This is a genomic window from Thermococcus sp. M36 (assembly GCF_012027355.1).
GTDB lineage: Archaea > Methanobacteriota_B > Thermococci > Thermococcales > Thermococcaceae > Thermococcus.
On the sequence record NZ_SNUH01000001.1, the window covers coordinates 213,721 to 236,361 of the forward strand.

Consider the following 22,641-nt stretch of genomic DNA (forward strand, 5'->3'; position numbering starts at 1 on the left):
ATGTTGTAACCACCTGGGTCAGTCTTCCGCATCCCACAACGCCAGCCCGTTCTCCTTCAGCTTCCTTTCTAGAGGCTCACCCAAGAGTTCCTGAATGAACACCTCTGTGACAAAAACTTCGCCCTCGATAAGGTGTCCGCCGTAGACCATGCCGTCCGAATCACCGAGGGCGACGTGGAGGTGGGCAAAGGGCTTCCCGTCCTTGAGACTTATATTGCCGAGAAGGGAGACAAGCTCGTAGGTTCCCGTCAGCGTGATGATCTTATACTCACCGGCCTCCTCGTCAAAGTACCCTATCTTAGGGTTCCTCAGGCTACCAATCGCAGTGACCGTCCCTATGAGGACGTTGTTCTTTTCCGCGAACTCGTTTATGTAGCTGAGGAGCTCTCTCCCCTCGGGAACCCTGAACAGGAAGTTTCTACCCCGCGAGAACCTCATGCAGATCACCTAAAACCTAATAAGCGCCCCAGGATTTAACGGTTTGGGTGGGATGAATGGATGTCAAGAATGCTATCGTGAGTATGTTCCCTGAAATACCAGAGCTGGGGGAGATCGACTTTTCCCAGTACTCCACATCATACGGGCCCATACTAACAAAGTTCGCTGAGAGTGGGAAAAGTGGCCTGAGGGCGTTTGAAGAGTTCGTCATCGCAAACGGTGGCACAAAGGCGGACGTCGGAAAATTCCTCATCTCGGTCTTTCAGTACCTGCTCATACACTACCGCCGTTTCAGGGACGAAAGCACCGAGGTTCCTATCTTCAAGCTGTTTCTCACTCTGAAAGGTTGGCTCAACGAGAACGGCTTCCAGAACGACTACCGGAGAATACTGCACTCCTTCGCTGGCTACATTGTGGACGTGGCCGAAAAGATAGCCAACAGGAGCGACTGCGATACTGGGGTAGCGTACATGAGGACCGCCTATATGCTGGCCCTCGAAGCGGAAGAGGCCTTTGAAGAGGAGTACTTCAGCGAGCTCAGAGAAAAAGCCGGAGAGATGCTGAAGGCGTTCTATGAAAAGTGCGGGATTAAAGGGGAAATGCCAGAAAAGAGGGAGAGGAACTGCTAGTTCTTTCTCTCTAGCGTTACCTCCGCGTAGCTCCTCGGATCCTCCCATATCTTCACCTTTATGCGCTTCACGTTGTCCCCGGCCTTCTCGGCTATCTTCTCGGCGAACCACTCCGCTATGTATTCAGCCGTAACGTTAGGCTTGTTGAGAACGACCGCCTCGTCCTCGGGAAGTTCGAGCCTCTTTCCGTTCTTCTCGATGATGAGCTTGCCGTCCCCCCTCTTAACGACCCACTTCTCGCTCACCAGAATCCTATGGTCGAGGAGCTTTATGAGCCTGCTGAGATGGTTGAAGTCGAATATCATGCCGCTCTCGTTGAGCTCGCCCCATATCTCGACGTCAACGTTGTAGGTGTGCCCGTGTATGCGGAGGCACTTGCTCTCGTAGGGAAGGGCCAGAAAGTGTGAGCTGTCAAAGTCCTTATGCCAGCCTATCTTTCTCTCGGAAAGTCTAAACGCCATTTTTCCCACCAGGTTAACTTGGGGTTAAAGGATTATAACCGTTACTGGAGGCGGAAAGCCTATAAAGTGAACTGTCGTTAGGGTATCCGATAACGATGCCGATGGGAATGGGGCCGGGCAGGGGCCGTGGAAGGGGCAGAAGAAGAAAGATGAGGATGATAGGATTTATTCCCCAGGTTAGACATTTCTATCCCGCGCTGCCACCCGTTGGACAGCCTAAACCTCCGATTTTCATGACTTACGAGGAGTTCGAAGCGCTCAGACTGGTCGACCATGAAGGCTTAACGCAGGAAGAGGCCGGAAAGAGGATGGGCGTCTCTCGTGGCACTGTGTGGAGGGCACTGAGCTCCGCAAGGAAAAAAGTGGCCCAGATGCTGGTTGAAGGCAGGGAGCTTATCATCCTGCCGCAGGGCAACGAGGTTCCCAAAGGGATGGTTGAAGAGAAGCAGTGAGAAGGCCTACTGGCCGGATTAAACTCTTTTATTGGATTTCCTGGCGATTAGAGTCCCCTCAATGCTTTATTGTTTTTAGGCTTTCCTAATTTCTGTGTCAGATTTTATCTCTCAAATTTTTGGGTGAATCATTACCATGCAAAAAAGTAATTTATATTGGAATTTATAAAATTAAAATAATAATACTTACAGAAAGTTGAAATGAAAGCATTTTAATTTATTACGTATCTTAGAAATATAATGAAAGAATAAAAATACTATTTAAAGTATTAAAAAATCTGAAAAATCTACAACTGTAGAAAATAAATACTGGTAAAAAATATACATCCAGACATCAAACCGGGCGGTTAGATCTCCTATTAAGAAACATCACTGAAAGCCAAGATAGTCACTATAAGTCCCAGACAACACAAACCAAAATTTGGTTACGAATAAAGGTGGTCATTCTGAGTAGGCGTGAGAGGGCTACAGGCACTTATGAGTGGGACCAGGGGGCCCAGAAACAGAGGAACACGTGGCAGACACTAACAGGGGGACATTTACATTGGCACCACTTAAATGGCAGATATGACGGGCATGAGTCTGCCACGGCTACCTGTCTTGAATTGCCTATAACGGAGCTGATCCGCAAGAGTTTTATGCCCTCCATACAAGGGGAGCTCTAATAACTGCAGGGATCTTTTACCTCACCCAAATATTTGTTGCTTACTTTTAACATGTGTATTTTGTGGAACGCTCCTCAAAATGACCAACCCTGTACTTCCAAATTAGATATAAGGTACATTATATCCAAAGTTCATGGACATGTTTGGGCATTAACATGAGACAGAGATAGATCGACCGATGAGTGCACTGTATAAGGAGGCATCGCCTACATGCTTAAAGCTTTGTTTTAGTTAAGGGCCACCCGTGCTATCTGAAAGTGTTGGAAGAGCCAAGAACTCTTCAATTTGTACCTCCAGCTTCGCTCCGAAACAAAGTTACAGCTGCCATGAGCTGAAAATAAAATGATCATGATGTACTTAGGAAAGATAATAGATAACACAACTAAATATCTATATAGCCGGACTATCCCTCCCAATCGGGCATGATGGTGTAACTATGGACACCCTTCTTTCTGGATCAGGGATTTTTATCGATAAGATCGGGCTTCTACAGACCAAAAATTGGTTACAATTAAAGGTAGTATCAATTCCAGTCGGTGGAGACTACGGGTGAACTAGACTCAAGGACGGCATTGGTAGGGAACAAACTTCCTTCATCGGCATACGTCAACCACACATCTTACCACACCAGAAATCATTGCGAAAATTACGCTAAGAAAAAGTTAAAAATCTGGATTTTTTAATATTTTAAAGAGTAATTTTTAAGCCATATAAATAAGAATCAAATTTATAATAAAGCTTTGGCATAAATAGAACTTGAATAAAAAGCATAAAAATCACTATGGTTAAACGTAGCAATCCGCCCAAAAATTTGAGAGACAAATCCGGCGAAGTGAGCAAAACAACAAAAACGATGTAGAGGATAAGAGGCAAGAAATTAAAGCCTCACAGCCCTTCTTTTCGCTCTTTCTCCTCTATATAGGCAATTACGTTATCAACTATCTGCGGCGCGAGACCAATGTAGTTCTCCGGCTTTAGGTTCTCAAAGTCTTCCTCACTGAGGAACTTTCTGACCTCTTCACTTTCCTTTGCAATCTCCATGAGGTCCCTCTTCTCGTAGAACGCCCTCATTGCCAGTCCTCTCACCAATTCATGCGCCTCCTGCCTTCCCATGCCTCTCTCAGCAAGCTTGAGCATAAGCGGCTCGGCCATTATGAGGTTGTGAGTCATGTAGAGGTTCCTCTTAATGTTCTCCGGGAAGAACTCCAGCCCCAAGAGAACCTTCTTCATGCTCTTGAGCATCTCGTCAAGTAGAACAAAGCTCTCAGGAAGGATAACGCGCTCGACAGAGGAGTTCGTCAGATCCCTCTCGTGCCATAGGGGGTTGTTGAGCAGTGCAGGAATGACGTTGGAGTAGAGAACCCTCGCCAAGCCACTCACCTTCTCGCTCCGTATAGGGTTCCTCTTGTGGGGCATTGTCGAGGAGCCCACCTGCTTCTCTCCGAAGGGCTCGCTCACCTCGAGGATTTCAGTTCTCTGGAGGTTTCTGATTTCGAGGGCTATCTTGTCGAGGGTGGAAGCTATAAGCGCGAGAACCATCATTAGTTCCGCGTAAACGTCGCGCTGGATTATCTGGCTGCTTATTCTGGCAGGCCTGAGACCGAGATCCTCCATTACAAGGCGCTGAATTTCGAGACCCTTATCGCCGAAAGACGCCATTGTTCCAACTGCACCGCTTATCTGACCAACTAAAACCCTTTCCTTCAGCTCCCCTATCCTGTCTATGTGTCTCTGTATCTCATCGAGCCAGAGGGCAAACTTCATGCCGTAGGTAGTAGGAACAGCATGTTGCCCATGGGTTCTCCCAATGCAGACCGTGTACTTGTGCTCCTCCGCAAGCTTCTTGAGGATTGAGCGGAGCTCCCTAAGATCCTTCTCGATTATCGCAATGGATTCCTTGATGAGAAGAGCGTTGGCGGTGTCTATTATGTCGTTTGAGGTGGCCCCAAGGTGGACATATTTGCCGTGCTCGCCGCAGACCTCACTTAGGGCTTTAACGACGGCCATTATGTCGTGGTGTATCTCGGCCTCTATCTCCTTGACGCGCTCAAGCTTGACCCAATTGGTGTTCGCCCTCTCGCTTATGACCCGGGCGCTCTCTTCTGGTATGTTACCAACCCTCGCATGTGCCCTCGCCAACGCTGCCTCAACGTCGAGGAGCTTCTGGAGCTTGTTCCCTTCGTCCCATACCTGACGCATCTCCTCGCTACCGTATCTGTAATCAATGGGATGAACGGCCATTTTATCACCAGATATATGGCAATTTCAAGCCATTAAAAGCTTTCGCTTGACATGGAGTTGTGAGAATGCTCCTCACCGCCCAATCAGTCAATGGAAATCTCAGAGTTGTCCAATAATGACAGAAAAAGACCGAAAAGTATTTAACTAAAATTCCACGATAGGCTAACGACAAAACTTCCGGAGGTGCCAGAAATGGCTGAGGAGCACGTCGTCTACATCGGAAAGAAGCCGGTTATGAACTACGTCCTCGCCGTGATAACCCAGTTCAACGAGGGCGCTAAGGAGGTCAGCGTCAAGGCTCGCGGTAGGGCCATCAGCAGGGCCGTCGACGTCGCCGAGATCGTCAGGAACAGGTTCCTCCCAGAGGTCAGGGTCAAGGAGATCAGGATCGGTACTGAGGAGCTCCCGACTGCCGATGGCAGGACCGCCAACACCTCGACCATCGAGATCATCCTTGAGAAGCCGTGAATCTAGCTCCCTTTCCTTTTCCTTCGGACCCTTCTGGACGCTTCAAACACGGTTGAAGTCGTGAAAAGCTTTAATACATTCCAGCCGCACCTTCTTTAGGTGGCGCGCTTGGACTACGAGACGATAGACATACACGACGAGCGGGCGAAGGAGCTCGCCCAGATCCTTGTAAACGACAAGGCCATAGCTATTCTTCACCTTGTTGAAGACCGTGCACTTTCGATAAGCGAAATCTCCCGGGAGCTGAACCTGCCCATCTCCACGGTCTCGTACCACGTAGATAAAATGCTCAACGTTGGTCTGATCGAGGTGGCGGGCAAAAAATACGGGAAGAGGCTTCAGGAGGTCAAGCTCTACCGCGCCTCGGACAGGCCCATCCTCCTTGTCCCCAGGAAGAGCGTTGCCAAGGTAAAGAAGAAGACCATCACGAGCTTCAAGAGGCTGCGTGTCATAAGTCTGGCTCTGGCCGGCCTGGTGTCTGCCGGGGTCTACGTGGCGGCCAAGAGTGCCCTAACCCCCACGGGCAGCGGGGCGCCCGAAAAAGCGATGTATCAGGCAGTAAACAACGGTACTGCTGTCGTCTCCCAGACCATCCATACCCCAGCTCCAACCAACACGAGCACCCAGGCAGTGCTTCATGAAGTTCAGTCAACCTCCCCCAGTCCGGGTCTGTGGGCCCATGAAACTGCAGTACCGGTGGGATTAGCCGTTGCGGCATTCATCTTAACGTTTCTCATGGTCTCTTACCTGTTAAAGCGCCGGAGATGAAGAAAGTTTTTTAAGTTTCCTCCCCAACCCCCTTTAGCGAGGTGATAAAATGGCACCCAGAATTGCCGTGGGACAAGTGGTTAAGAGGAAGGCAGTCATTGTCAAACCGGACGACACCGTCCACAGGGTCGCCAGGATACTCTCAAAAAACAAGGTCGGGAGTGCGGTTGTTGTTAAAGGAGATGAGATTGTCGGGATAATAACCGACAGGGACATACTTGACAAGGTCGTGGCAAGGGGACGTGACCCCAAGGAAGTGAAAGTCGAGGAAGTCATGACCAAGAAGCCCGTAACCATTGAGGACGACTACGATATAAGCGATGCCATTGACAGGATGATGGAGAAGGGCATCAGGAGGCTCCTCGTTACGAGGCTCGGGCGCCCTATAGGTTTCGTGACAGCCGCGGATCTCCTGGCAGCTCTGAACACGTACAACCAGGAGGAAGAGGAAACGAGTGAAGAAACCGAGGTCTATGGAATCTGCGAGCTCTGCGGACAGTACGGGCCGCTCTACAAGGTCTACATCGAGGGCGGCGAGAAGTGGATATGCGAGAGCTGCAAGGACTCGCTCAACCTCTGACTCCCTTCAGCTCTTTCATAACTTCATCGAGCACCTCAGCGAAAGCCCTGTTTCTGTTCTCGACACTCAGCGTGTGAAGTTTCCCCAGCGGCCTGAACCTGTCGGCGAACTTTCTGTGAACAACCGCCAGAAGAGGTTTCTCGAACTTCAGGACTTCCCCCACGACCCTGATGAACTCGTCGCTCTTGTACTCCATCGGGCCGATCTCATCGATGACTATCAGATCCGCCTCAACGAGCGCCCTTCTTATCGCTGAAACGCCGACGCGCTCGATCTCGTCCACGTGGACAACGTACTTCCCGAAGGGAACCCCTGGCAAATGAGAAGTTCCCCTGATGCTGGCGAGGGTCCCCTCTTCGCCCGTGTCGAGTGCGGTGATCTTAAATCCAATCCTCCTGCCGTCTCTGCGCACCTCTCTGGTTATCATTCCGCCAACGATATATCCCCAGCGGTCGGCTTCTTTAGCAATGCGCTCCACGAGCGTGGTCTTTCCAACCCCGGCAGGGCCGGTCACGAATATTCTCAGCGTCATTCTCATCACCGAAGGAGATTTAAGTTCCTTCCTTAAACCCTTTGGGGTGGTGTCTATGGAGGTAAGATACAGGCCAGAGGAGTTGACGAGGCTTCCAAGGAGCGTGACCTACGAGAAAGGAAAGGTCATCATGATCGACCAGACCCTTTTGCCGAGGGAGTTCAAGACTATCGAGCTGACGACCGTTGACCAAGTCGCGGAAGCGATAGTCACGATGAAAGTCCGCGGTGCGCCGGCGATAGGCGCGGCTGCCGCTTTTGGCTTGGCCCTCTACGCGGACACAACCAAGGCAAAGACGAAGGACGAGTTCATGGACGGATTTTACTCTGCCTACGACAGGCTCAAGAACACGAGGCCGACGGCTGTAAACCTCTTCTGGGCCCTCAACAGGATAAAGAAGCTCGTGGAGGAGCACTTTGAAGACCCGCTCCACGAGATTAAGAGGCTTATCGTCGCCGAGGCCCAGAAAATAGCAGACGAAGATGTTGAGGCGAACCTCAGGATGGGGCACTATGGAGCCAAAGTCCTCCCGGAAGGTAACGTTCTAACGCACTGCAACGCTGGCAGCTTGGCAACCGTCCACCTCGGAACAGTTGGGGCAGTTCTCAGAGTCATGAACAAGGAGGGTACTCTAAAGCTCCTCTGGGTGGACGAGACGAGGCCCGTCCTTCAGGGCGCAAGGCTTAGCGCCTGGGAGTATCACTACGACGGAATTCCACTCAAGCTTATAAGCGACAACATGGCCGGCTTCGTGATGCAGCAGGGAAAGGTCGACGCGATAATAGTCGGCGCTGACAGGATTGTAGCGAACGGCGACTTTGCCAACAAGATCGGCACTTACACACTAGCAGTTCTCGCGAAGGAGCACGGGATTCCATTCTTCACCGTCGCACCGCTTTCGACGATAGACATGAGCCTCAAGAGCGGGAAAGAGATACCCATAGAGGAAAGGAAACCGGAGGAAGTTCTCACCTGCGGGGGCTGCAGGATTGCCCCCGATGTGGACGTCTACAACCCAGCCTTCGACGTCACGCCCCACAAGTATCTCACTGGAATAATCACGGATCAGGGCGTCGTGTGGCCGCCCTTCGAGAGAAACCTACGCAGGCTCTTTAAGATGGAGTGAGCCCCTTTCTTTTCCTCTTCAACAACCTCCTCAACAAAAACGCCCTTTATCTCACCAATTTCTTCCTCCAAAGCGGGCAGGAGCAGGCCTAGGAGCTCCAAAGGCTCAAGGCAGTTGCAGTCGGTGGAATACTCAAAAGGTTCTTCAGAAAGCTCGACCCGGAGCGATACTCCCCCGTCAGTTTTCAGTACTTCAAAGGGGAACGTGCCGTTTTCTGCAATTATCTTACCTTTAACAAGCATCGTCTGCTAAATTGAGTCCACGGATTAAAGGGTTTCTTAATCGGAAGGTTTTAAACCGGTGGTTAAACCCTCCGAGAATGTTAAAAGCCTTCTTGCCCAACTTCATCCAGGTGGTGCCAATGTTCTGGCTGAAAACTAGGATAATCGAGGGGGAGGGCTCCCTCGAGAGACTGAAAAAGGAAATCAAGGGGTACGAGCGTGTCCTCATTCTGGCCTCAAAGTCTATGAAGAGGCACGGCTTCCTGAGCGAGGCCGAGGACTACGTGAAGGAAGCCGGAGCCGAGGTCTTCTCGATTGCGGGTTTACCAGCAGAGCCAAGCGTTGAGACCGTCGAAGAGCTGCTGCCAAAGCTCAGGGAGGAGTTCCAGCCGGACTTACTGGTTGCCCTTGGCGGCGGGAGCGTCATCGACACAACTAAAGCCCTCAAGGTTTTCTATGACGTCCCCGAGCTGAACTTCGAGGAGATTGCCTTCATCGACCGCTTTTCGAAGCCGAAGCCTGTTCCCCGGCTCAAAACACCCCTCATAGCGATACCCTCGACGAGCGGAGCCGGTAGTGAGGTTTCTGCCGCAAGCGTGCTGAAGAAAGGCGAGATCAAGTACAACATAGTGACGCCAGATATAGCGCCCGAGGTCGCAATACTTGACCTAAGGCTTCCGAGAACGATGCCCGCTGAAGTCGCGAGGAACTCCGGCCTTGACGTCCTCGTCCACGGGATAGAGGCCTACACGACGAAGGTTGCCAATCCCTTCAGCGACGCCATGGCGATTAAGGCGATAAAGACCGTTTACAGGTGGTTGCCCTTGTCAGTTAGGGGTGACGAGGAGGCAAGGGCAAGGGTACACTACGCGGCAACAATGGCTGGGATAGCTTTCCTTAACGCGCGCCTCGGCCTATGCCATGCAATGAGCCACAAGGCGGCATGGATAGGGCCGCACGGCCTCCTCAACGCGGTATTCCTGCCCTACGTGATGGAGTTCAACGCCGAGAGGAGCGACTACGCGAGGAAGCGCTACGCGGAGATAGCGAGGGAGCTTGGCTTCCAGACGGCGAAGGACCTGATCGAGGTCGTGGGGGAGCTCAACGAGATGCTCGGAGTTCCTAGGCTGAGCGAGCTGGTTGACGAGGAGACATTCATCTCGAAGGTCGAGGAGATGGCGGAGAAGGCCTACCGCGACGGGCTTGTGGCTTTTAACCCCGTCGAGCCGAAGCCCGAGGAGATAAGGGAGCTCTACCTGAGAACCTACAGGGGAGAATGAAAAAGAAATCAACCGACGGTTATTTCCCTTTCTCCCCCGTTCTCCACCTCGTGTATCTTTCCGCCCTTCATGACCTCGACGATGGCAAGGCTCAGCAGGGCGAGGAAGAGGTAAACGAGCGCCGAAGTTCCGAAGAGCACCTCGTAAGCCTTCTCCGTCGGTATCTTGATCGGCACGGGGGCCTGGGGAATGTGCACGAGTATGTAGTACGTGCTCATCACAGTTCCCGCTATGGCCGGCCCCCATGTGGAGCCGAAGTTTCGGAACAGGCTGTTGGCACCGGTTGCCACTCCCATGACCCTCGGCGGAACTGAAAACACCAGCACGTTGATGAAGGAGACGTTCATCAGGGTTATTCCGGCCCCGACGACCGTTATGAGGGCCACGAACTGGGTGAGGGAGAGCTGGGTGGCGTACTGGGAGAGCAGCGCCAGACCGGCACTCGCCGTCAGGGCACCAGTTATGGCGAGGGGCTTTGCGCCTGTCCTGGGCATCAGCTTGCCGGCGAGGGGAGCTACGATCAGCATCGCGAGGGCCATCGGGGTCATGAGCAGGCCGCTTTCGAGTATCGTCTTGCCGAAGCCGTACGGCGGCTTCATCTGGAAGATGTAGGTGTTCGCCTGGCTCATCATAGATATTCCAAAGGCCGCGAACATTATGCCGAGGTTCACTATGGCGGGATTTCTGGAGGATATTATGTCGAGCGGGATCAGCGGGTTGTCGGTTCTCTTCTCCCAGAGGTAGAGCGCGATGATTCCGATGATGGACACTCCGAAGAGCACGAGGGTCTGCTCCGCCCTCCAGCCGACGTTGGGTGCCCTCGTCACGGCGACCAGGGCCGGCACGACGGCCCAGACCAGGAAGAGCGCCCCAGGCCAGTCAAGCTTTCCGGGATTCACGTAGCGGCTCTCGCGGAGAACCCTCCAGGCGAGTATAAACATCAGAACCGCAAACGGTGCCGCCGAGTGGTACGTCCAGCGCCAGCCGAAGTTCTGGGTTACGTACGCGCCAAGGGGAAGCGCGATGACCATACCCACTCCAAACATGGCACTTATCATTCCCTGAACCTGAGGCACCATCTCGGGCGGGAACTCCTCACGGACGAGGCTGAAGGCTAACGGGAATATCGCCATTCCAAGGCCCTGGATTCCGCGCGATACGAGAAGCCACTGAAAGCTCGGTGCGAAGCCGTTGAGGATAACCCCCAGCGTGTAGAAGCCCAGAGCGACCAAAAACATCTTCTTCTTGCCGTACATGTCGCCGAGCTTGCCGAGTATGGCGGCACTCACCGTTCCGACGAGGAGGTAAACCGTCAGAACCCAGCTGACGTCGTTGGGGTTTATCCCGAACTCCTTCTGTATCGTCGGCAGTGCCGGAGTCAGCATCGCCTCGGTGTACATGACGAGCAGTGGGAGAATGATCACGACGAGCATCGCCCTCTTGGCGTAGGCCATGTCGTAGGTTCCGTCCTTCCTCGGGGCTTCCATTGCTATCACCGATGTATCGGACGATATATCGTTTTATAAAGTTAGCGGTTCGTCGAGCGCTAACTTTTTAGGCGTCCTCCCCATTCAGGTGTGGGGGTTACAATGCTGCTGGATAAAATGACACCAGAGCTCACGGCAGAGATCGTCGAGAAGGCCCTTATCGAAAAGGGTCAGAGGCTACCTCATCACAGTCTTCACCGCTGGTGGTCGAGGCGCTTTGCCATTCTCTACAGGGCAATACTGGCCTCATACCTGACAGACTCAAAAGAGCTTGTTCGTAAAAGTCTTGATAACCCAAAAGCCGTTGAAATCCTTGCTAGAGGAAAAGTCTTCTATGAGCCGTTTATGGGTGGGGGAACCGGTCTAATCGAAGCGGCCATAATGGGTTATCATTCCATAGGGATAGATATTAATCCAGTTGCGGTTAGAATAGCCAAATCAACATCGAATCTGCTTAAAGGCAAAGTGGACGCCAAGGAAATTGAGTCGAAGGGAAAAACCATTCTCAGAAAAACCGAAGAAAAGCTAATTGAAACTGGCTGGTCATGGAATGTGGAGGGAAAGATCGTCTCCTACATCTTTGTAACTAGGGGAAAGATTCCGTCGTGGATCGACAAGTACAGCAGAAACGGAAAGCCCATTAGGATTTTAAGATGCCCCTACTGCGGCACTATCTTTGAATCCGCTAGGAGCTCTGGAAAGGAAACGTGCCCACACTGTGGAAGATCCTTTGAGGTAACTCACAAACCGAAGTTTCGCTTGGGCGAAGGATATCCCACACAGGACGGTTACACGGTATGGGCAGTTGAGGTTCGCGAGCAGGATGGAAAGAAATGGAGAAAAAGGGTCCTCGACGCCAGGGAAATCCTAAATTGGCTTCAGGAAAGTCACTTTAAAGCTATGGAAAAAGCGAACAAAGCCCGTAAGATCCTTGATCCAGTTCCTCTAGAGGATCTGATGGAAGGGAAAAGGCTAAAGCGCGAGGGCATTAAGCGGTTCTCACAGCTCTTCACCACGAGACAGCTGGCAACTTTCGTTGCCTTTGCCGAAGCCTGCAGGGAACTAGAATTAGATGAAGAGCTCATTGAAGTTTTCTCCGTGTTCCTTAGTGAGAGCGCGAAATCGTCAAGCCTTGTCGCTAAGTGGCACTCTCCAATCGGAGAGCCCGTACCGGCGGTTGCCATGAAAACCTACTGGGTTCCCGAGTACACAGTCGAGACTAATCCCCTGGCAAGGGTTCCCGAAAAACTAGTTCCACTTGCTAGAAACGCCTTGGCGTCCTCAATAAGGAGGGCGGTTCGCATAGCCAGTAGCGAGCTTAGGATTAGTAGGAACGTAGCTGTAGAGGCTAAGATAGACGATGCCAGAACGTTTGTGCCGGACAAACCCATTGATATAGCGATAGTGGACCCGCCATATATGGACACCGTTAGGAGCTACGCCTCGCTCTCGATAGTTCACTACGGTGCAATGCGCGTGTTCGATGAAATCGTTGGAATGTCCAACGATGTAGTCCTGGATAATGTGGAAAGGAACGAGATACCCCGCGATAGGACGGGCTTTGGAAAGGCCATGAAGCTTGTGTTCTCCAACATCGAGAGGGTTCTAACTCCCAGTGGGAGGGTCGTGCTGTTCTATAACAGGAAATCCGTGCTTGACTGGGAGAACATACTTCAGGCCTCCGTTGAGAGCGGACTACATCCGAGCGTTTCCTACTGGGTAATTGGGGAACCCCCAGGAAGGCTTGCTAGGTCCAGGTTGAGGGGTGTCTTTGTAGTCGTACTCACAAGAGAAAAACCTGCGAAAAGCAGAATAGTGTTTACCGAACCCCTACACAGGGCTTCCGAGGCCATATTCTTGGATAAGAAAGTTGAAAAGTCAGCCATGAAGGCGCTCTCAAATGCAATAAGCAGGATTTATAATAATGAGCTGGAGGTGGTGGTTCTCTAAATCATAACCCCTAATCCAATTTTAAGCAGGTTCTCTATTAATAGATCCGCGTCTTTCGAGACCTTCGAAAGGGATACTGGATGAGGAATCTCAAAGAGCGGGTCCCGAGGGTGTCTAAGAATCTCATCCAGAGACTCCTTGAGGGGGTTAATCCCCCATGCCAGGGCTTTCAGAAGAAAGTGGCCCTCGTAAGTTCCCAGCAGGGAGTCAGATTTTTCTACCCATTTTCTATAGAGCTTAAAGAACATTCCCCCATCCCACGTCTCCCTGAAATTCATTTTCTTGTGAAGTACAACCAGGGCCTTGTTGAACTCCTCGGTCCAGAGCCTAAAGTCTTCTTCTCCCACGATTCTACGTTTTCCGCCATCTCCAGTGCTCCCAAAGTTTAGGAGGTAGTACATCTCTGAACTGAATGGAAGGCGCCCAAGAATGAGGAAGTAGCCCGGTGAAGATCTGCCTCCATAGATACTACTCACGTATCCGATAGAGTTGCCTCGGAAGGGAAACACCGCAAGCCCAAGGTAGTGGTCAAGAAGTGCCTCCCCAGGTTCAATCCCCACGTTTATCCCGTCCACGTCGGGAACAAATGCTCTAAAGGGTCCCGCAAAGCGGACGTGCCTTCCATCTGTCACGAAGGTGTAGGCCCTGGCACGCCTGACATGAAATGTCTCGGGGAAGTAGGGCACCCACTCCGAAGGGGATTCCTCAACTTCCAGAACCATAACTGCTGAGAAGGGTGAAACCACTAATGGCTGATTATCCCTATCAAGAATCGTGAAGATAGAAAGGGGACTAGGAATTATGTTGTTGTAATACCTTTTAGATTTGTCGTGGGGAATGCCAAGAGGCTTGGCCCTTAGAACGGCGAAGTACCAAAGAAGTTGAATCAGTTCGGGAGGGATTTTGGAGTCACTAAAAAATTCGTGAACGTTCCCCCAGGTTACAAAACTTCCCGGAAAGTCCGTCCCGTAAGATTTGCCCTTTCTTTTGAGAGTTTCTATATGAACGGCACTACTGGACAAATCTATGTCCGCTGTTGTTCGAATGCCCCTAATTATAGGGGCCCCCAACATAACAACGGGATACGTTGAATATGACACAAAGAACTCCCTAATCATGTCAGAGCGTAGATCTACAAATCGTTTGTGATATGGAATATAGAGGTCGTAAAGAAAGGGAACGGCCAGGGCGTTGCCCAACCTCTCAAGTTCCGCATCTATTTTGGCAACCTCAGCGAAGAACTCCATTACCAACACCGTCCGAGCTTTATGACGAAACTGTTATAGTTCTCGGACTCGAGGTTCATGTTTGCGGTGGGTTTTATGAGTAGCCACCCGTCGAGGCAGTACCACTTGTCGTGCTCGTTCCTGATCTCCACGACTTCAATCCCTGCCTTTCTGAGTTTCTCTCCGTATTCCCGAACGAACTCTGGCCTCGTTGAAAGTTTCACGTGAATTCCCTTCTCGGCTAGCTCAATGAGGGTTTCAATTCCTTCGTCATCTAGGTAAGGGGACATTGCTTCCACACTCTCCCTCGCAATGCCTAGGAGCTTTTTAAGATAGCTTCCTCCAGGTCCGCGAAGGGAATACTCCCCGAGGAGAACCCCAATGGTGAACTCCATAAGCTTCTTTGAAACCGTGTAGGTCTGGCTGAGCCCCTCGGTGCAGCCTCTATCCACTACAACACAGGTTGTACAGCCGTCAATGCAGTAGTTGGGAACTGCCGTGAGGAGAATATCATCGAAGTAGCGGTGGGCCTTCTTGATGTCCACACCAAGCTCCTTTTCAGCTATCAACTTTTCAAGGTTTGTCTCCCCAGCTGAAGAGAGGAGAAGATGAGTTGATAGGCTGTGGACATCGAGTACTAGACCGTTTTCGATGAACTCGTTGTAGAGATTTATTATAGCGTCTCTAAGGTCTTTAAGATCGTCCTCTCTGGAAACCGATGAGACAACGGACTTGACCCTGTCAGCGTACTGAACCGTATCCTCCTCGTGCTCCTGAAGGAACTCCAGCTCCTTTCTAAAGAATTTCTCGATGAAGCTTTTATAGCAGTTTCCGTCTCCGTACCCGTTGGCCTTACACCACTCGTTGAGGGCGCCGATGATGTCTATGGCTCCAATAGGGCTGTTCTCGGCCACGAGAACCAACCCTTCCCTCTCGTCGTAGAGGTAAACCAGGTTGCTCGTTTCAATCTGGAGCTCCACGGAAACGTAGGAAAGAAACGCGTGGGAGAGGGAGTGGAGTATCGTCTTGGTGGCCCACTCGAGGAACTTCCTGAAATACCTACCATCGTATGGCATGCTCTTGACGAGGAGGTTCTCCCTCATCCAGAGATATTCCTTGAGTAGGCTGTTGCTCCTCTTCCTCAAGAGGTCGTAGGTCCTGAAACCTTTCTCAGCCTTATCGTAAATGAAAAACTTGGTCAGTAGGACATCACCGAGCTTGACCTCAGGACCGCCCTTCCAAAGCTCATACGTGAGGACCTTGGCAAGCTCAGGAGAACGGAGGGCCTTCTCATCGAGGACCGTTCTAACGACCAGCTCAAGGAACTCGGGAGCAATTCTGAAGCCGATTATGTTGGTCTTAGGAAGCGACCTTCTGAAGGGAACTTTAAACTTGAATACGACCGGGAGGCCGGATTCGGGCATCGAAAGGTGGGCGGAGGGATACTCCTCCTCAATCCGGACGTTCCTCATGACTATCGGAGATAATAGACCATTGGTATTATCAATGCCACTGTAACTCCTCTCAACGTCAAGGAAGACCTTTGGAAAGATGCGTCTCGTCCACTTCCACTTTCTGCCCCCACATTCGTTACCATACTTGCACCATTTACGGAAGGGACACTTCACGTCAAGGGGATCGGTTGAGAGGCCGTATCCAGAAGTGCAGTACCACGTGTAAGTAAGATCAGTTGGCTCGTAGATCTTACCCCTGTGGCCTTTTTTCCTAAGCTCATCAACGTAGATGTCCCGGATACTTTGTTTATTCAGTTTCTTCTTAAGCACTTCCTTAATGAACTCGGAGCCATACTTTATGTAAACTCTCTCCCGTTTTTTCGGATTGATTGAGACCGCCAGGATTATGTAGCCATCTTTGGCTTCTAAAACACTCACGGGTTTAATCTTAAAGACATGCTCGGGATAGATTGCCCCCATCGTCTCGTGGGTGTCGCTAATGGTGGCATCGTGAACAGGGTTTCTTGGATCAAAACCCAAGTCCTTTATTGATTGGGGATGAACGTACATATAGCCCTGGTGATTGTAGTAGTCAGTGTTCTTGATTTTGACGAACCAGGTATGGGAGCCACTGATGCCATCTCTGTCCTCTAGGGATATCGGCTCGAAGGGGGGATAGCGATAGAAGAGGGTCTGAAGAGGAAGACTTTGCTCATAGTAACCCTTCTCTGAATTCTTGGAGGGAAGCCTAATATTAACCTCCCGGTCAACGGGATCGGCCGTGACCGACTTCAAACCAGTCAGAGCGCTCAGGACCTCACCAACATACACCCCGGATTCAGATAGTTCAAGAAGGAGTCTGAGTATGAAGACCGTCCTGTCGTCTATGTTTTCAAAGAGATTGGTGGGGTTTGAGACATTATCAAACACTTGAGCTATGGCGTTGAGTTCATTCGCACGCTCATTGAGAGTGTCCTCAATGAAATCATGCAACCTGCTTGCTTCTCCAAGAGCCTTTTTGCGCTTCTCTTTCTGAGATTTGAAAAGAGCACCTCCCTCACTTCCCTTCTTAAGACGGCGAATCATCTTTTTCAGTTTCTTTCTTGCACCGTGAATGACATCGTCGGCAATGTCAGACAGAACCTCATAATAGCAATCAACACACCCCATATCAATCTCATTGCTAGAGTAGCACTTCTCAGAACCCTTCTGGCACTTATCAAGTGCTTCAAGAGCTTCTTGCAGTTTAATGATGAGCTCCTCAAGGACCTCTCTAGCCTCCGGACTCTCGATCTCCGACTCAAAGTCCTCAACGTCCTCGATGAGATTCTCAATCGCGCGCCTCGCCTTTATGACTGCAAAGGGAACCTCGTCCCTAACGCGGGCACTTTCTATTATTTCTTCTATCTCGTCAAGGTCACGGGAGAGTAAATCAACAACGGAACGAATGAGGTCCAGGTAATTGTACTCACCGGTCATAACCCACCCTCCACCTTATCTAGAACCTTCTTGAGGAACTCCACCATCCTGTCCTTACCTTTGAGCGCCTCACCTGAGGCATACGTTGGTTCTCCGGCGAGGGCAAGATTGACAACTGCCTCAGTGAGAATACCTCTCACCTTGACCTGCGGATTCTCGGTCGAGATTATGAGCTGTCCTTCGTCCTGTCTCTGCATCGGGTGAAGCTTGTCCCAGATGTTTGGATCATAGAGAAGGAACGCCTCCGTGGGCACCTTCTTGGTGAGGATTATGCCTAGGACAGTCCTCATGGACTCCATTGAACGGCCGCCTCTTCCAATCCTCTGTCTTAGAGATATAGGGTTCTCAAAGCCGACGTTGAGAATAAAAGAAACCCCATCGTAGTCAACTCCAAGCTCAAGGGACGAGGTCGTCAGAACGGTCGCGAGATGAGATTTTGGCTCTTTCAGATCCTTTATGACTGCCTCACGCTCTCCCCTGGGAAGCTCGCTATACATCATCGCCACTCTATCGAGGAGTTCCCTTAGGTAGGGACTTTCATTAGTAAAAACGGAGTCGAGGTGCCCCCACAGGTTTGGGGGAACATAATGGGTGTAGGAAAATGGGTCGGTGGAAGGCCGTCTACTTCCAAACAGGTAGAGGTGGTCCTTCGGCTCGCCGAGGGAGATGTTGTTGTCAAAACCCCTTTTAACCCTACGTATCTCCTTGATATTCTGTATGAATACTAGAGACTTTGGCCAGTAGTCCTTTCCGCCGTTGGAGTAGCAGTAGTTGAGAAACGACATGTAGACGGTCCAGAGTTGGGCATAGGTACTCCACGATACTGCGGGAAGGATGTCGTATATTCCCATAAGGACGAGGCGTTTACCCTTGAACTTAACTCCATAGTCCCTCTCAAGGACCTCAACGTGCTCCCTGAAATCCACGTGGACAACATTGCCCCGGCCAGAAAGCCTTTCTGCAAAATCCTTTGGATTGGGAACGGTCGCGGAGGAGAGAACAATGTCCAGAGGCATCTTGCTAACTTTAGCCATCAGCTCGATGTTACCCGAAACGAGGGCTCCCCCAAGGCCCGTGTACTCGTGCGCTTCGTCGAAAACAACTAATGAAACGTTTTCAAAGTACCAGGCTCCGATGTCTTTCTTTGTGTTGTCCAAGAGGCGCGTTTCAAGGGCCCACGTATTAGTGACGAGAACCGTTGGTGGATTATCTCCCATATCCCTCCTGAGTGGAACTATAAAATCGTAAACGACGCCATCCTTGGAAACGACGGCTTTTCCATCTCTTATTTCGTAAACGAACTTATTCTTGTCCTTTCCGAGTATCCCCCTGAAGGAGTTGGACTCCCTGAGGGCCTCTTTAAGTTTCCCCAGATCACGGGGTGTTTCCCCATCTCTGATTCCAAAGGTAACTTTTCTCTCTATGCCATATTCCCTGAGGATATCATTTAGTAGCTTCAACATCTCAATGATTCTGCCGGCTTGATCAATGGAGAGGGCCTTTCTGGGATAAACTAAAACCACGCGCTCCTCAGTACCGTCCATAACCGCCTTGATGAGCTTAGCTATCATGTAAAGGGTAAAGATTTCGGTTTTTCCAGAACCAGTTGGAGCAGTGATTATGAAGGTTTTACCAACCGGAGGGTATCCCTCTATAAGGAGTCTTGAAAGGGCGAGAGCTTGAAACGCGTCGAGACCTCCGTCGCCAAAATGCCTTCTAAGGAATTCCTTGTATACATCTGCGTATTTCACACCACCTTCACCGAAAAAGCCAACTATACTCTTGATTAGGACGTCCTCAACCTTTTTAAGACCCTTATCGGTGTACTCTCTACCTGGAGAAATCCTGCGGTCCTCCTTTGAGGGTATGGGAATCTCGTAGAGTGCTAGCCTAGGACTAACAACGTAAGGTGGCGAATTTGGAGAGGTTCTAACGAAAGCGCTCCTAATGGCAACGTCCATATGTAGGGACCTGTAGCCCCTGCCAACTTTGACGAGAAAACCTTTTTCAAGGAGTTTATTAAAGCACTCCTCAGTCTTGTCAGTGTATTTCGAGAAGATTGAGAGTATCTTGTCCTTCCCAAGGCTCGTTTCCTCAACACCAAGCTTCAAGGTCCCAGCCTTGTACTCACCAGGTTCCACTTTTGTAACTTTGACATAGGTCTTAAATTCGTATCCTAGAAGAGCATGGTAACACTCAACATTTGAAACTTCCACATAATCACCCCGCATTGTGAGATACATCATAAAAATATAAAGATTTCCCACGATTAACTTACGGATACAAACCACAGAGCTTAAAAAAATACTATCGTTCTAAACATCATGCACCCCCCCCTCAGAAAGGCCATCAGGGAACGCTTCGGAAGGCTCAACGAGGTTCAGACCAAGGCATTCCGCGAGGTTAGCTCCGGGAAGAGCGTCCTGATTATAGCACCGACCGGCTCGGGAAAGACCGAGGCTGCCGTTCTGCCTGTCTTCAACGAAATCCTTGAAGAGGGGCTTAAACCAATCTCAGCACTCTACATAGCACCGCTCAAGGCACTCAACAGGGATTTGCTTGAGAGACTTGAATGGTGGGGAAAGAAGCTTGGGGTAACCGTAGAGGTCAGACACGGCGACACCTCGGCCTACAGGAAGGCCAAACAGACGAAGAATCCCCCGCAGATGCTCATCATAACCCCCGAAACCCTCGGCGTGATTCTGACGGTTAAGTCTCTCAGAAAGCACCTTGAGAACGTGAGGTTCGTCATCGTCGATGAGATAGCCGAGCTGGTCGATAACAAGCGCGGTGCCCAATTACTCCTTGGGCTCGAGAGGCTGGCCGAGATAGCGGACTTCAGAAGAATAGGCATGACCGCTACCGTCGGCAACGAGGAAGAAGTGAGGGACTGGCTGAAGGCGGACGTCATAGTGAAACCCCCCTGGAAGAAGCGCTACCGCTTCCACGTGCTGTATCCATCCCCGACGGAAGAGGACGAGAAGCTCGGCCGGGAGCTGAGCCTTTCTCCGGAGATAGCGGCGCGTTTGAGGCTTCTCTGGAGTATAGTCGAGAGGCATGGAAAGGCGCTGATATTCACCAACACAAGGCAGTTCGCCGAAATCCTTGCCCACCGGCTGAAAGCATGGGGAAAGCCGGTTGAAGTCCACCACGGCTCGCTTTCCAAAGAGGCCCGAATAGCGGCGGAGAAGGCCCTCAAGGAAGGGAAAATCAGGGCCCTGATATGCACCTCCTCGATGGAGCTGGGAATTGACATCGGCGACGTCGACGTGGTTGTTCAGTACATGAGCCCCCGCCAGGTGAACAGGCTCGTCCAGCGCGCGGGGAGGGCGAAGCACCGCATCGGTGAAATCAGCGAGGCCTACGTGATCACCTCCAACGTTGAGGACTACCTCCAGAGTTTGGTCATAGCGAAGCATGCCCTTGAAGGGCGCTTTGAGGCCGTCGAGCCGATTGGAGGTCTGGACGTCCTGGCGCACTTCGTCGTCGGCCTGCTCATCGAGTACAAGAAACTCCCGCGCGAGAGGCCCTACGAGATAGCGAGGCGGGCCTACGTTTACAGGGATTTGAGCTGGGAGGACTACCTCGACGTTCTCCGCGTTTTGGAGGATGCCCGGCTGATAGGATACGACGAGGAAACCGGTCTGCTCTACCTGAGGAGAGGGGCCTTCCAGTACTACTACGAGAACCTCTCGACGATACCGGACGAGGTCTCGTGGAGGGTCTTCGATGCTGGAAGCGGGCACATCATCGGCCGCCTCGATGAGAGGTTCGTCATGGACTTGGAGGAAGGCATGGACTTCGTGATGAACGGGCGGAGCTGGATAGTGCTTAAAATCGATGATGAGGCGAGACTTTTGAAGGTTCGCGAGAGCAAGAGCCTGGAGAGTGCGATACCGAGCTGGGAGGGCGAGATGATTCCCGTCCCCTTTGGGGTGGCTTTTGCCGTCGGCAGGCTGAAGAGAGAACTGGCTTTCGACTTCAAGAAGGCGCTCGAGCTTCTGGAGGGGATCGAGTTCAGTGAGGAAGAGCTGAGGAGGGCCTTTGAGGAAATCAGGGACGAGCCATTCTCAACCGACCGCGACATCGTCGTCGAGAGCACGCCCAAAGCCCTCGTCATCCACGCCGACTTTGGAAACCGAGCTAACGAAGCCCTCGGAAGGCTGGTTCACTCATTCCTGATTCTGCGCTACGGCAGGGTCTTCTCGGTTAGAGCACAGGCCCACGCAGTTGTCTTCAAGACTCCCTTCCAGCTGAACCCGGAGGAGGTTAAGGGCTACCTCTATCAGGAGCCCGAAACTCTGGAGTTCATAGTGGCGAGGGCCCTCAGGGACTCCCACGCCTACCGCTGGAGGATGCTGAACGTTGCAAAGCGCTTCGGCGCGCTGAGGAGGGACGCGAAGATAAGGCGCGTGGAGAGGCTCTTTGAGGGGACGGTTATTGAGCGGGAAACCCTCAACGAGCTCTACCACGATAAGGTCGATGTGAAGAGGGGCGAGCTTGTCCTTGGCATGTTCAAGATCGGCTCGCTGAGGGTGAAGACCGCCCTGAGAAGGGAACCTTCAACGCTCGCGAGGCTCAACATGACTGTTGGAGGGGAGTTTCTGCTCACTGGAGCCCTTGAGAGGGACGAGATCCTCGAGCTGTTCAGGAACAGGCTTTTGGAGCACGAGGTCGTTCTGGTGTGCACAAACTGCGGATGGCACTCGAAGACGAAAGTGACGAGGCTTCAGAACATAGGGCTGAGGCAGTGCCCGCGCTGCGGCTCGAAGATGCTTGCTGTGGCCCATCCGATTGACGCCGAAGAGTTCCTCCCTGTGCTTGAGAAGGTTCGCCACGGAAGGCCGCTGGAGCGGAAGGAGGAGAGGGTTTATAGAAAGCTGTTGAAAGCTGCCGATTTAGTTGACAGCTACGGCTTTGAGGCCGTCTTAGCACTGGCCAGCTACGGTACCGGCCCGGACACCGCCGCCAGAATTCTTGCACAGTACAAGGGAGATGCCCTCATCATGGCCCTCATGGAGCGGGAGAGACAGTTCATAAGGACGAGGAGGTTCTGGGTGGACAGGAAGGAGGAGAAAGAGGGAGAGGAATGACCCCCTACCAGTTACTGGTGGGGCCCCTGCTTAAAAAGGTTTGGCGAAGAAGCAAAGGCAGTGCACAGTATGCTCTCAAGTAAATTACCCG

The 22,641-nt window shown here is 51.6% G+C and carries 18 protein-coding genes; 9 read left to right on the top strand and 9 right to left on the bottom strand.

The genetic code is table 11. The features are described from left to right. Positions 1 to 18: 18 nt before the first annotated feature. Complete coding sequence (locus tag E3E36_RS01255) at positions 19 to 438, bottom strand: PPC domain-containing DNA-binding protein (protein ID WP_167893626.1); 420 nt, start codon at positions 436 to 438, stop codon at positions 19 to 21. Between the two features lie 56 nt (positions 439 to 494). On the opposite strand from E3E36_RS01255, the gene E3E36_RS01260 reads away from it, so the two are divergent. Then, on the top strand, positions 495 to 1,067 hold the full coding sequence (locus E3E36_RS01260; RefSeq protein WP_167893627.1) for a hypothetical protein: 573 nt from the start codon (positions 495 to 497) through the stop codon (positions 1,065 to 1,067). Here E3E36_RS01260 and E3E36_RS01265 read toward each other — a convergent pair. Then, complete coding sequence (locus E3E36_RS01265) at positions 1,064 to 1,528, bottom strand: 6-carboxytetrahydropterin synthase (protein ID WP_167894680.1); 465 nt, start codon at positions 1,526 to 1,528, stop codon at positions 1,064 to 1,066. The genes E3E36_RS01260 and E3E36_RS01265 overlap by 4 nt on opposite strands. A gap of 95 nt (positions 1,529 to 1,623) precedes the next feature. Here E3E36_RS01265 and E3E36_RS01270 point away from each other — a divergent pair, with 95 nt between their 5' ends. Further along, on the top strand, positions 1,624 to 1,980 hold the full coding sequence (locus E3E36_RS01270) for a DUF134 domain-containing protein (protein WP_167893628.1): 357 nt from the start codon (positions 1,624 to 1,626) through the stop codon (positions 1,978 to 1,980). A 1,550-nt stretch (positions 1,981 to 3,530) separates the two neighbouring features. Here the strand turns inward: E3E36_RS01270 and purB are convergent. Next, the gene (gene purB / locus E3E36_RS01275; protein WP_167893629.1) at positions 3,531 to 4,886 is read right to left on the bottom strand and encodes an adenylosuccinate lyase; all 1,356 of its coding nucleotides are present in this window, start codon (positions 4,884 to 4,886) and stop codon (positions 3,531 to 3,533) included. Between the two features lie 192 nt (positions 4,887 to 5,078). Between purB and albA the strand changes: the two genes are divergently transcribed. The 3 genes from albA to E3E36_RS01290 all read left to right on the top strand — a co-directional run bounded on the left by albA (position 5,079) and on the right by E3E36_RS01290 (position 6,702). Continuing rightward, a complete protein-coding gene (albA, locus tag E3E36_RS01280) occupies positions 5,079 to 5,354 on the top strand; it encodes a DNA-binding protein Alba (RefSeq protein WP_055429468.1) in 276 nt (91 codons plus the stop codon). A gap of 99 nt (positions 5,355 to 5,453) precedes the next feature. Continuing rightward, entirely contained in the window at positions 5,454 to 6,122 is a 669-nt protein-coding gene (locus E3E36_RS01285; protein WP_342764365.1) for a winged helix-turn-helix domain-containing protein, read from the top strand. Between the two features lie 49 nt (positions 6,123 to 6,171). Further along, positions 6,172 to 6,702 carry a cyclic nucleotide-binding/CBS domain-containing protein gene (locus E3E36_RS01290; RefSeq protein ID WP_167893630.1) on the top strand — a complete coding sequence of 177 codons (531 nt, stop codon included), beginning with the start codon at positions 6,172 to 6,174 and terminating at the stop codon, positions 6,700 to 6,702. Here the strand turns inward: E3E36_RS01290 and E3E36_RS01295 are convergent. Then, positions 6,692 to 7,234: an NTPase gene (locus E3E36_RS01295; protein WP_167894682.1), complete on the bottom strand. Its 543-nt coding sequence runs from the start codon at positions 7,232 to 7,234 to the stop codon at positions 6,692 to 6,694. The genes E3E36_RS01290 and E3E36_RS01295 overlap by 11 nt on opposite strands. A gap of 55 nt (positions 7,235 to 7,289) precedes the next feature. Between E3E36_RS01295 and mtnA the strand changes: the two genes are divergently transcribed. Continuing rightward, positions 7,290 to 8,360, top strand: coding sequence for an S-methyl-5-thioribose-1-phosphate isomerase (gene mtnA / locus E3E36_RS01300; RefSeq protein WP_167893631.1), 1,071 nt, complete (start codon positions 7,290 to 7,292; stop codon positions 8,358 to 8,360). On the opposite strand, the gene E3E36_RS01305 is transcribed toward mtnA, so the two are convergent. Next, on the bottom strand, positions 8,300 to 8,602 hold the full coding sequence (locus E3E36_RS01305) for a hypothetical protein (RefSeq protein ID WP_167893632.1): 303 nt from the start codon (positions 8,600 to 8,602) through the stop codon (positions 8,300 to 8,302). The genes mtnA and E3E36_RS01305 overlap by 61 nt on opposite strands. 119 nt (positions 8,603 to 8,721) lie before the next feature. Between E3E36_RS01305 and E3E36_RS01310 the strand changes: the two genes are divergently transcribed. Further along, entirely contained in the window at positions 8,722 to 9,861 is a 1,140-nt protein-coding gene (locus E3E36_RS01310) for an iron-containing alcohol dehydrogenase (protein ID WP_167894683.1), read from the top strand. 8 nt (positions 9,862 to 9,869) lie between these two features. Here E3E36_RS01310 and E3E36_RS01315 read toward each other — a convergent pair whose 3' ends face one another. Further along, the gene (locus tag E3E36_RS01315; RefSeq protein WP_167894684.1) at positions 9,870 to 11,348 is read right to left on the bottom strand and encodes an MFS transporter; all 1,479 of its coding nucleotides are present in this window, start codon (positions 11,346 to 11,348) and stop codon (positions 9,870 to 9,872) included. Positions 11,349 to 11,450: 102 nt separating this feature from the next. Here E3E36_RS01315 and E3E36_RS01320 point away from each other — a divergent pair, with 102 nt between their 5' ends. Then, the gene (locus E3E36_RS01320) at positions 11,451 to 13,298 is read left to right on the top strand and encodes a hypothetical protein (RefSeq protein WP_167893633.1); all 1,848 of its coding nucleotides are present in this window, start codon (positions 11,451 to 11,453) and stop codon (positions 13,296 to 13,298) included. Here E3E36_RS01320 and E3E36_RS01325 read toward each other — a convergent pair. From E3E36_RS01325 to E3E36_RS01335, 3 genes are read right to left on the bottom strand one after another with little or no spacing between them, the layout of a single operon-like run. Beyond that, positions 13,295 to 14,545, bottom strand: a complete 1,251-nt coding sequence (locus E3E36_RS01325; RefSeq protein ID WP_167893634.1) for a hypothetical protein — start codon at positions 14,543 to 14,545, stop codon at positions 13,295 to 13,297. The genes E3E36_RS01320 and E3E36_RS01325 overlap by 4 nt on opposite strands. Further along, positions 14,545 to 17,457, bottom strand: coding sequence for a hypothetical protein (locus E3E36_RS01330; protein ID WP_167893635.1), 2,913 nt, complete (start codon positions 17,455 to 17,457; stop codon positions 14,545 to 14,547). The genes E3E36_RS01325 and E3E36_RS01330 overlap by 1 nt, the downstream gene beginning before the upstream one ends. Further along, positions 17,454 to 19,673 (bottom strand): DEAD/DEAH box helicase, encoded by a 2,220-nt coding sequence (locus E3E36_RS01335; RefSeq protein WP_167893636.1) that lies wholly within the window; start codon positions 19,671 to 19,673, stop codon positions 17,454 to 17,456. Before E3E36_RS01335 ends, E3E36_RS01330 begins: the two co-directional genes overlap by 4 nt. A gap of 108 nt (positions 19,674 to 19,781) precedes the next feature. Between E3E36_RS01335 and E3E36_RS01340 the strand changes: the two genes are divergently transcribed. Continuing rightward, positions 19,782 to 22,550, top strand: coding sequence for a DEAD/DEAH box helicase (locus tag E3E36_RS01340; RefSeq protein WP_167893637.1), 2,769 nt, complete (start codon positions 19,782 to 19,784; stop codon positions 22,548 to 22,550). Positions 22,551 to 22,641 lie beyond the last annotated feature (91 nt).

Coding starts and splice junctions, on each gene's coding strand:
- E3E36_RS01255 (WP_167893626.1), bottom strand. CDS start 438: ATGAGGTTCTCGCGGGGTAGAAACTTCCTGTTCAGGGTTCCCGAGGGG.
- E3E36_RS01260 (WP_167893627.1), top strand. CDS start 495: ATGGATGTCAAGAATGCTATCGTGAGTATGTTCCCTGAAATACCAGAG.
- E3E36_RS01265 (WP_167894680.1), bottom strand. CDS start 1,528: ATGGCGTTTAGACTTTCCGAGAGAAAGATAGGCTGGCATAAGGACTTT.
- E3E36_RS01270 (WP_167893628.1), top strand. CDS start 1,624: ATGCCGATGGGAATGGGGCCGGGCAGGGGCCGTGGAAGGGGCAGAAGA.
- purB (WP_167893629.1), bottom strand. CDS start 4,886: ATGGCCGTTCATCCCATTGATTACAGATACGGTAGCGAGGAGATGCGT.
- albA (WP_055429468.1), top strand. CDS start 5,079: ATGGCTGAGGAGCACGTCGTCTACATCGGAAAGAAGCCGGTTATGAAC.
- E3E36_RS01290 (WP_167893630.1), top strand. CDS start 6,172: ATGGCACCCAGAATTGCCGTGGGACAAGTGGTTAAGAGGAAGGCAGTC.
- E3E36_RS01295 (WP_167894682.1), bottom strand. CDS start 7,234: ATGACGCTGAGAATATTCGTGACCGGCCCTGCCGGGGTTGGAAAGACC.
- mtnA (WP_167893631.1), top strand. CDS start 7,290: ATGGAGGTAAGATACAGGCCAGAGGAGTTGACGAGGCTTCCAAGGAGC.
- E3E36_RS01305 (WP_167893632.1), bottom strand. CDS start 8,602: ATGCTTGTTAAAGGTAAGATAATTGCAGAAAACGGCACGTTCCCCTTT.
- E3E36_RS01310 (WP_167894683.1), top strand. CDS start 8,722: ATGTTCTGGCTGAAAACTAGGATAATCGAGGGGGAGGGCTCCCTCGAG.
- E3E36_RS01315 (WP_167894684.1), bottom strand. CDS start 11,348: ATGGAAGCCCCGAGGAAGGACGGAACCTACGACATGGCCTACGCCAAG.
- E3E36_RS01320 (WP_167893633.1), top strand. CDS start 11,451: ATGCTGCTGGATAAAATGACACCAGAGCTCACGGCAGAGATCGTCGAG.
- E3E36_RS01325 (WP_167893634.1), bottom strand. CDS start 14,545: ATGGAGTTCTTCGCTGAGGTTGCCAAAATAGATGCGGAACTTGAGAGG.
- E3E36_RS01330 (WP_167893635.1), bottom strand. CDS start 17,457: ATGACCGGTGAGTACAATTACCTGGACCTCATTCGTTCCGTTGTTGAT.
- E3E36_RS01340 (WP_167893637.1), top strand. CDS start 19,782: ATGCACCCCCCCCTCAGAAAGGCCATCAGGGAACGCTTCGGAAGGCTC.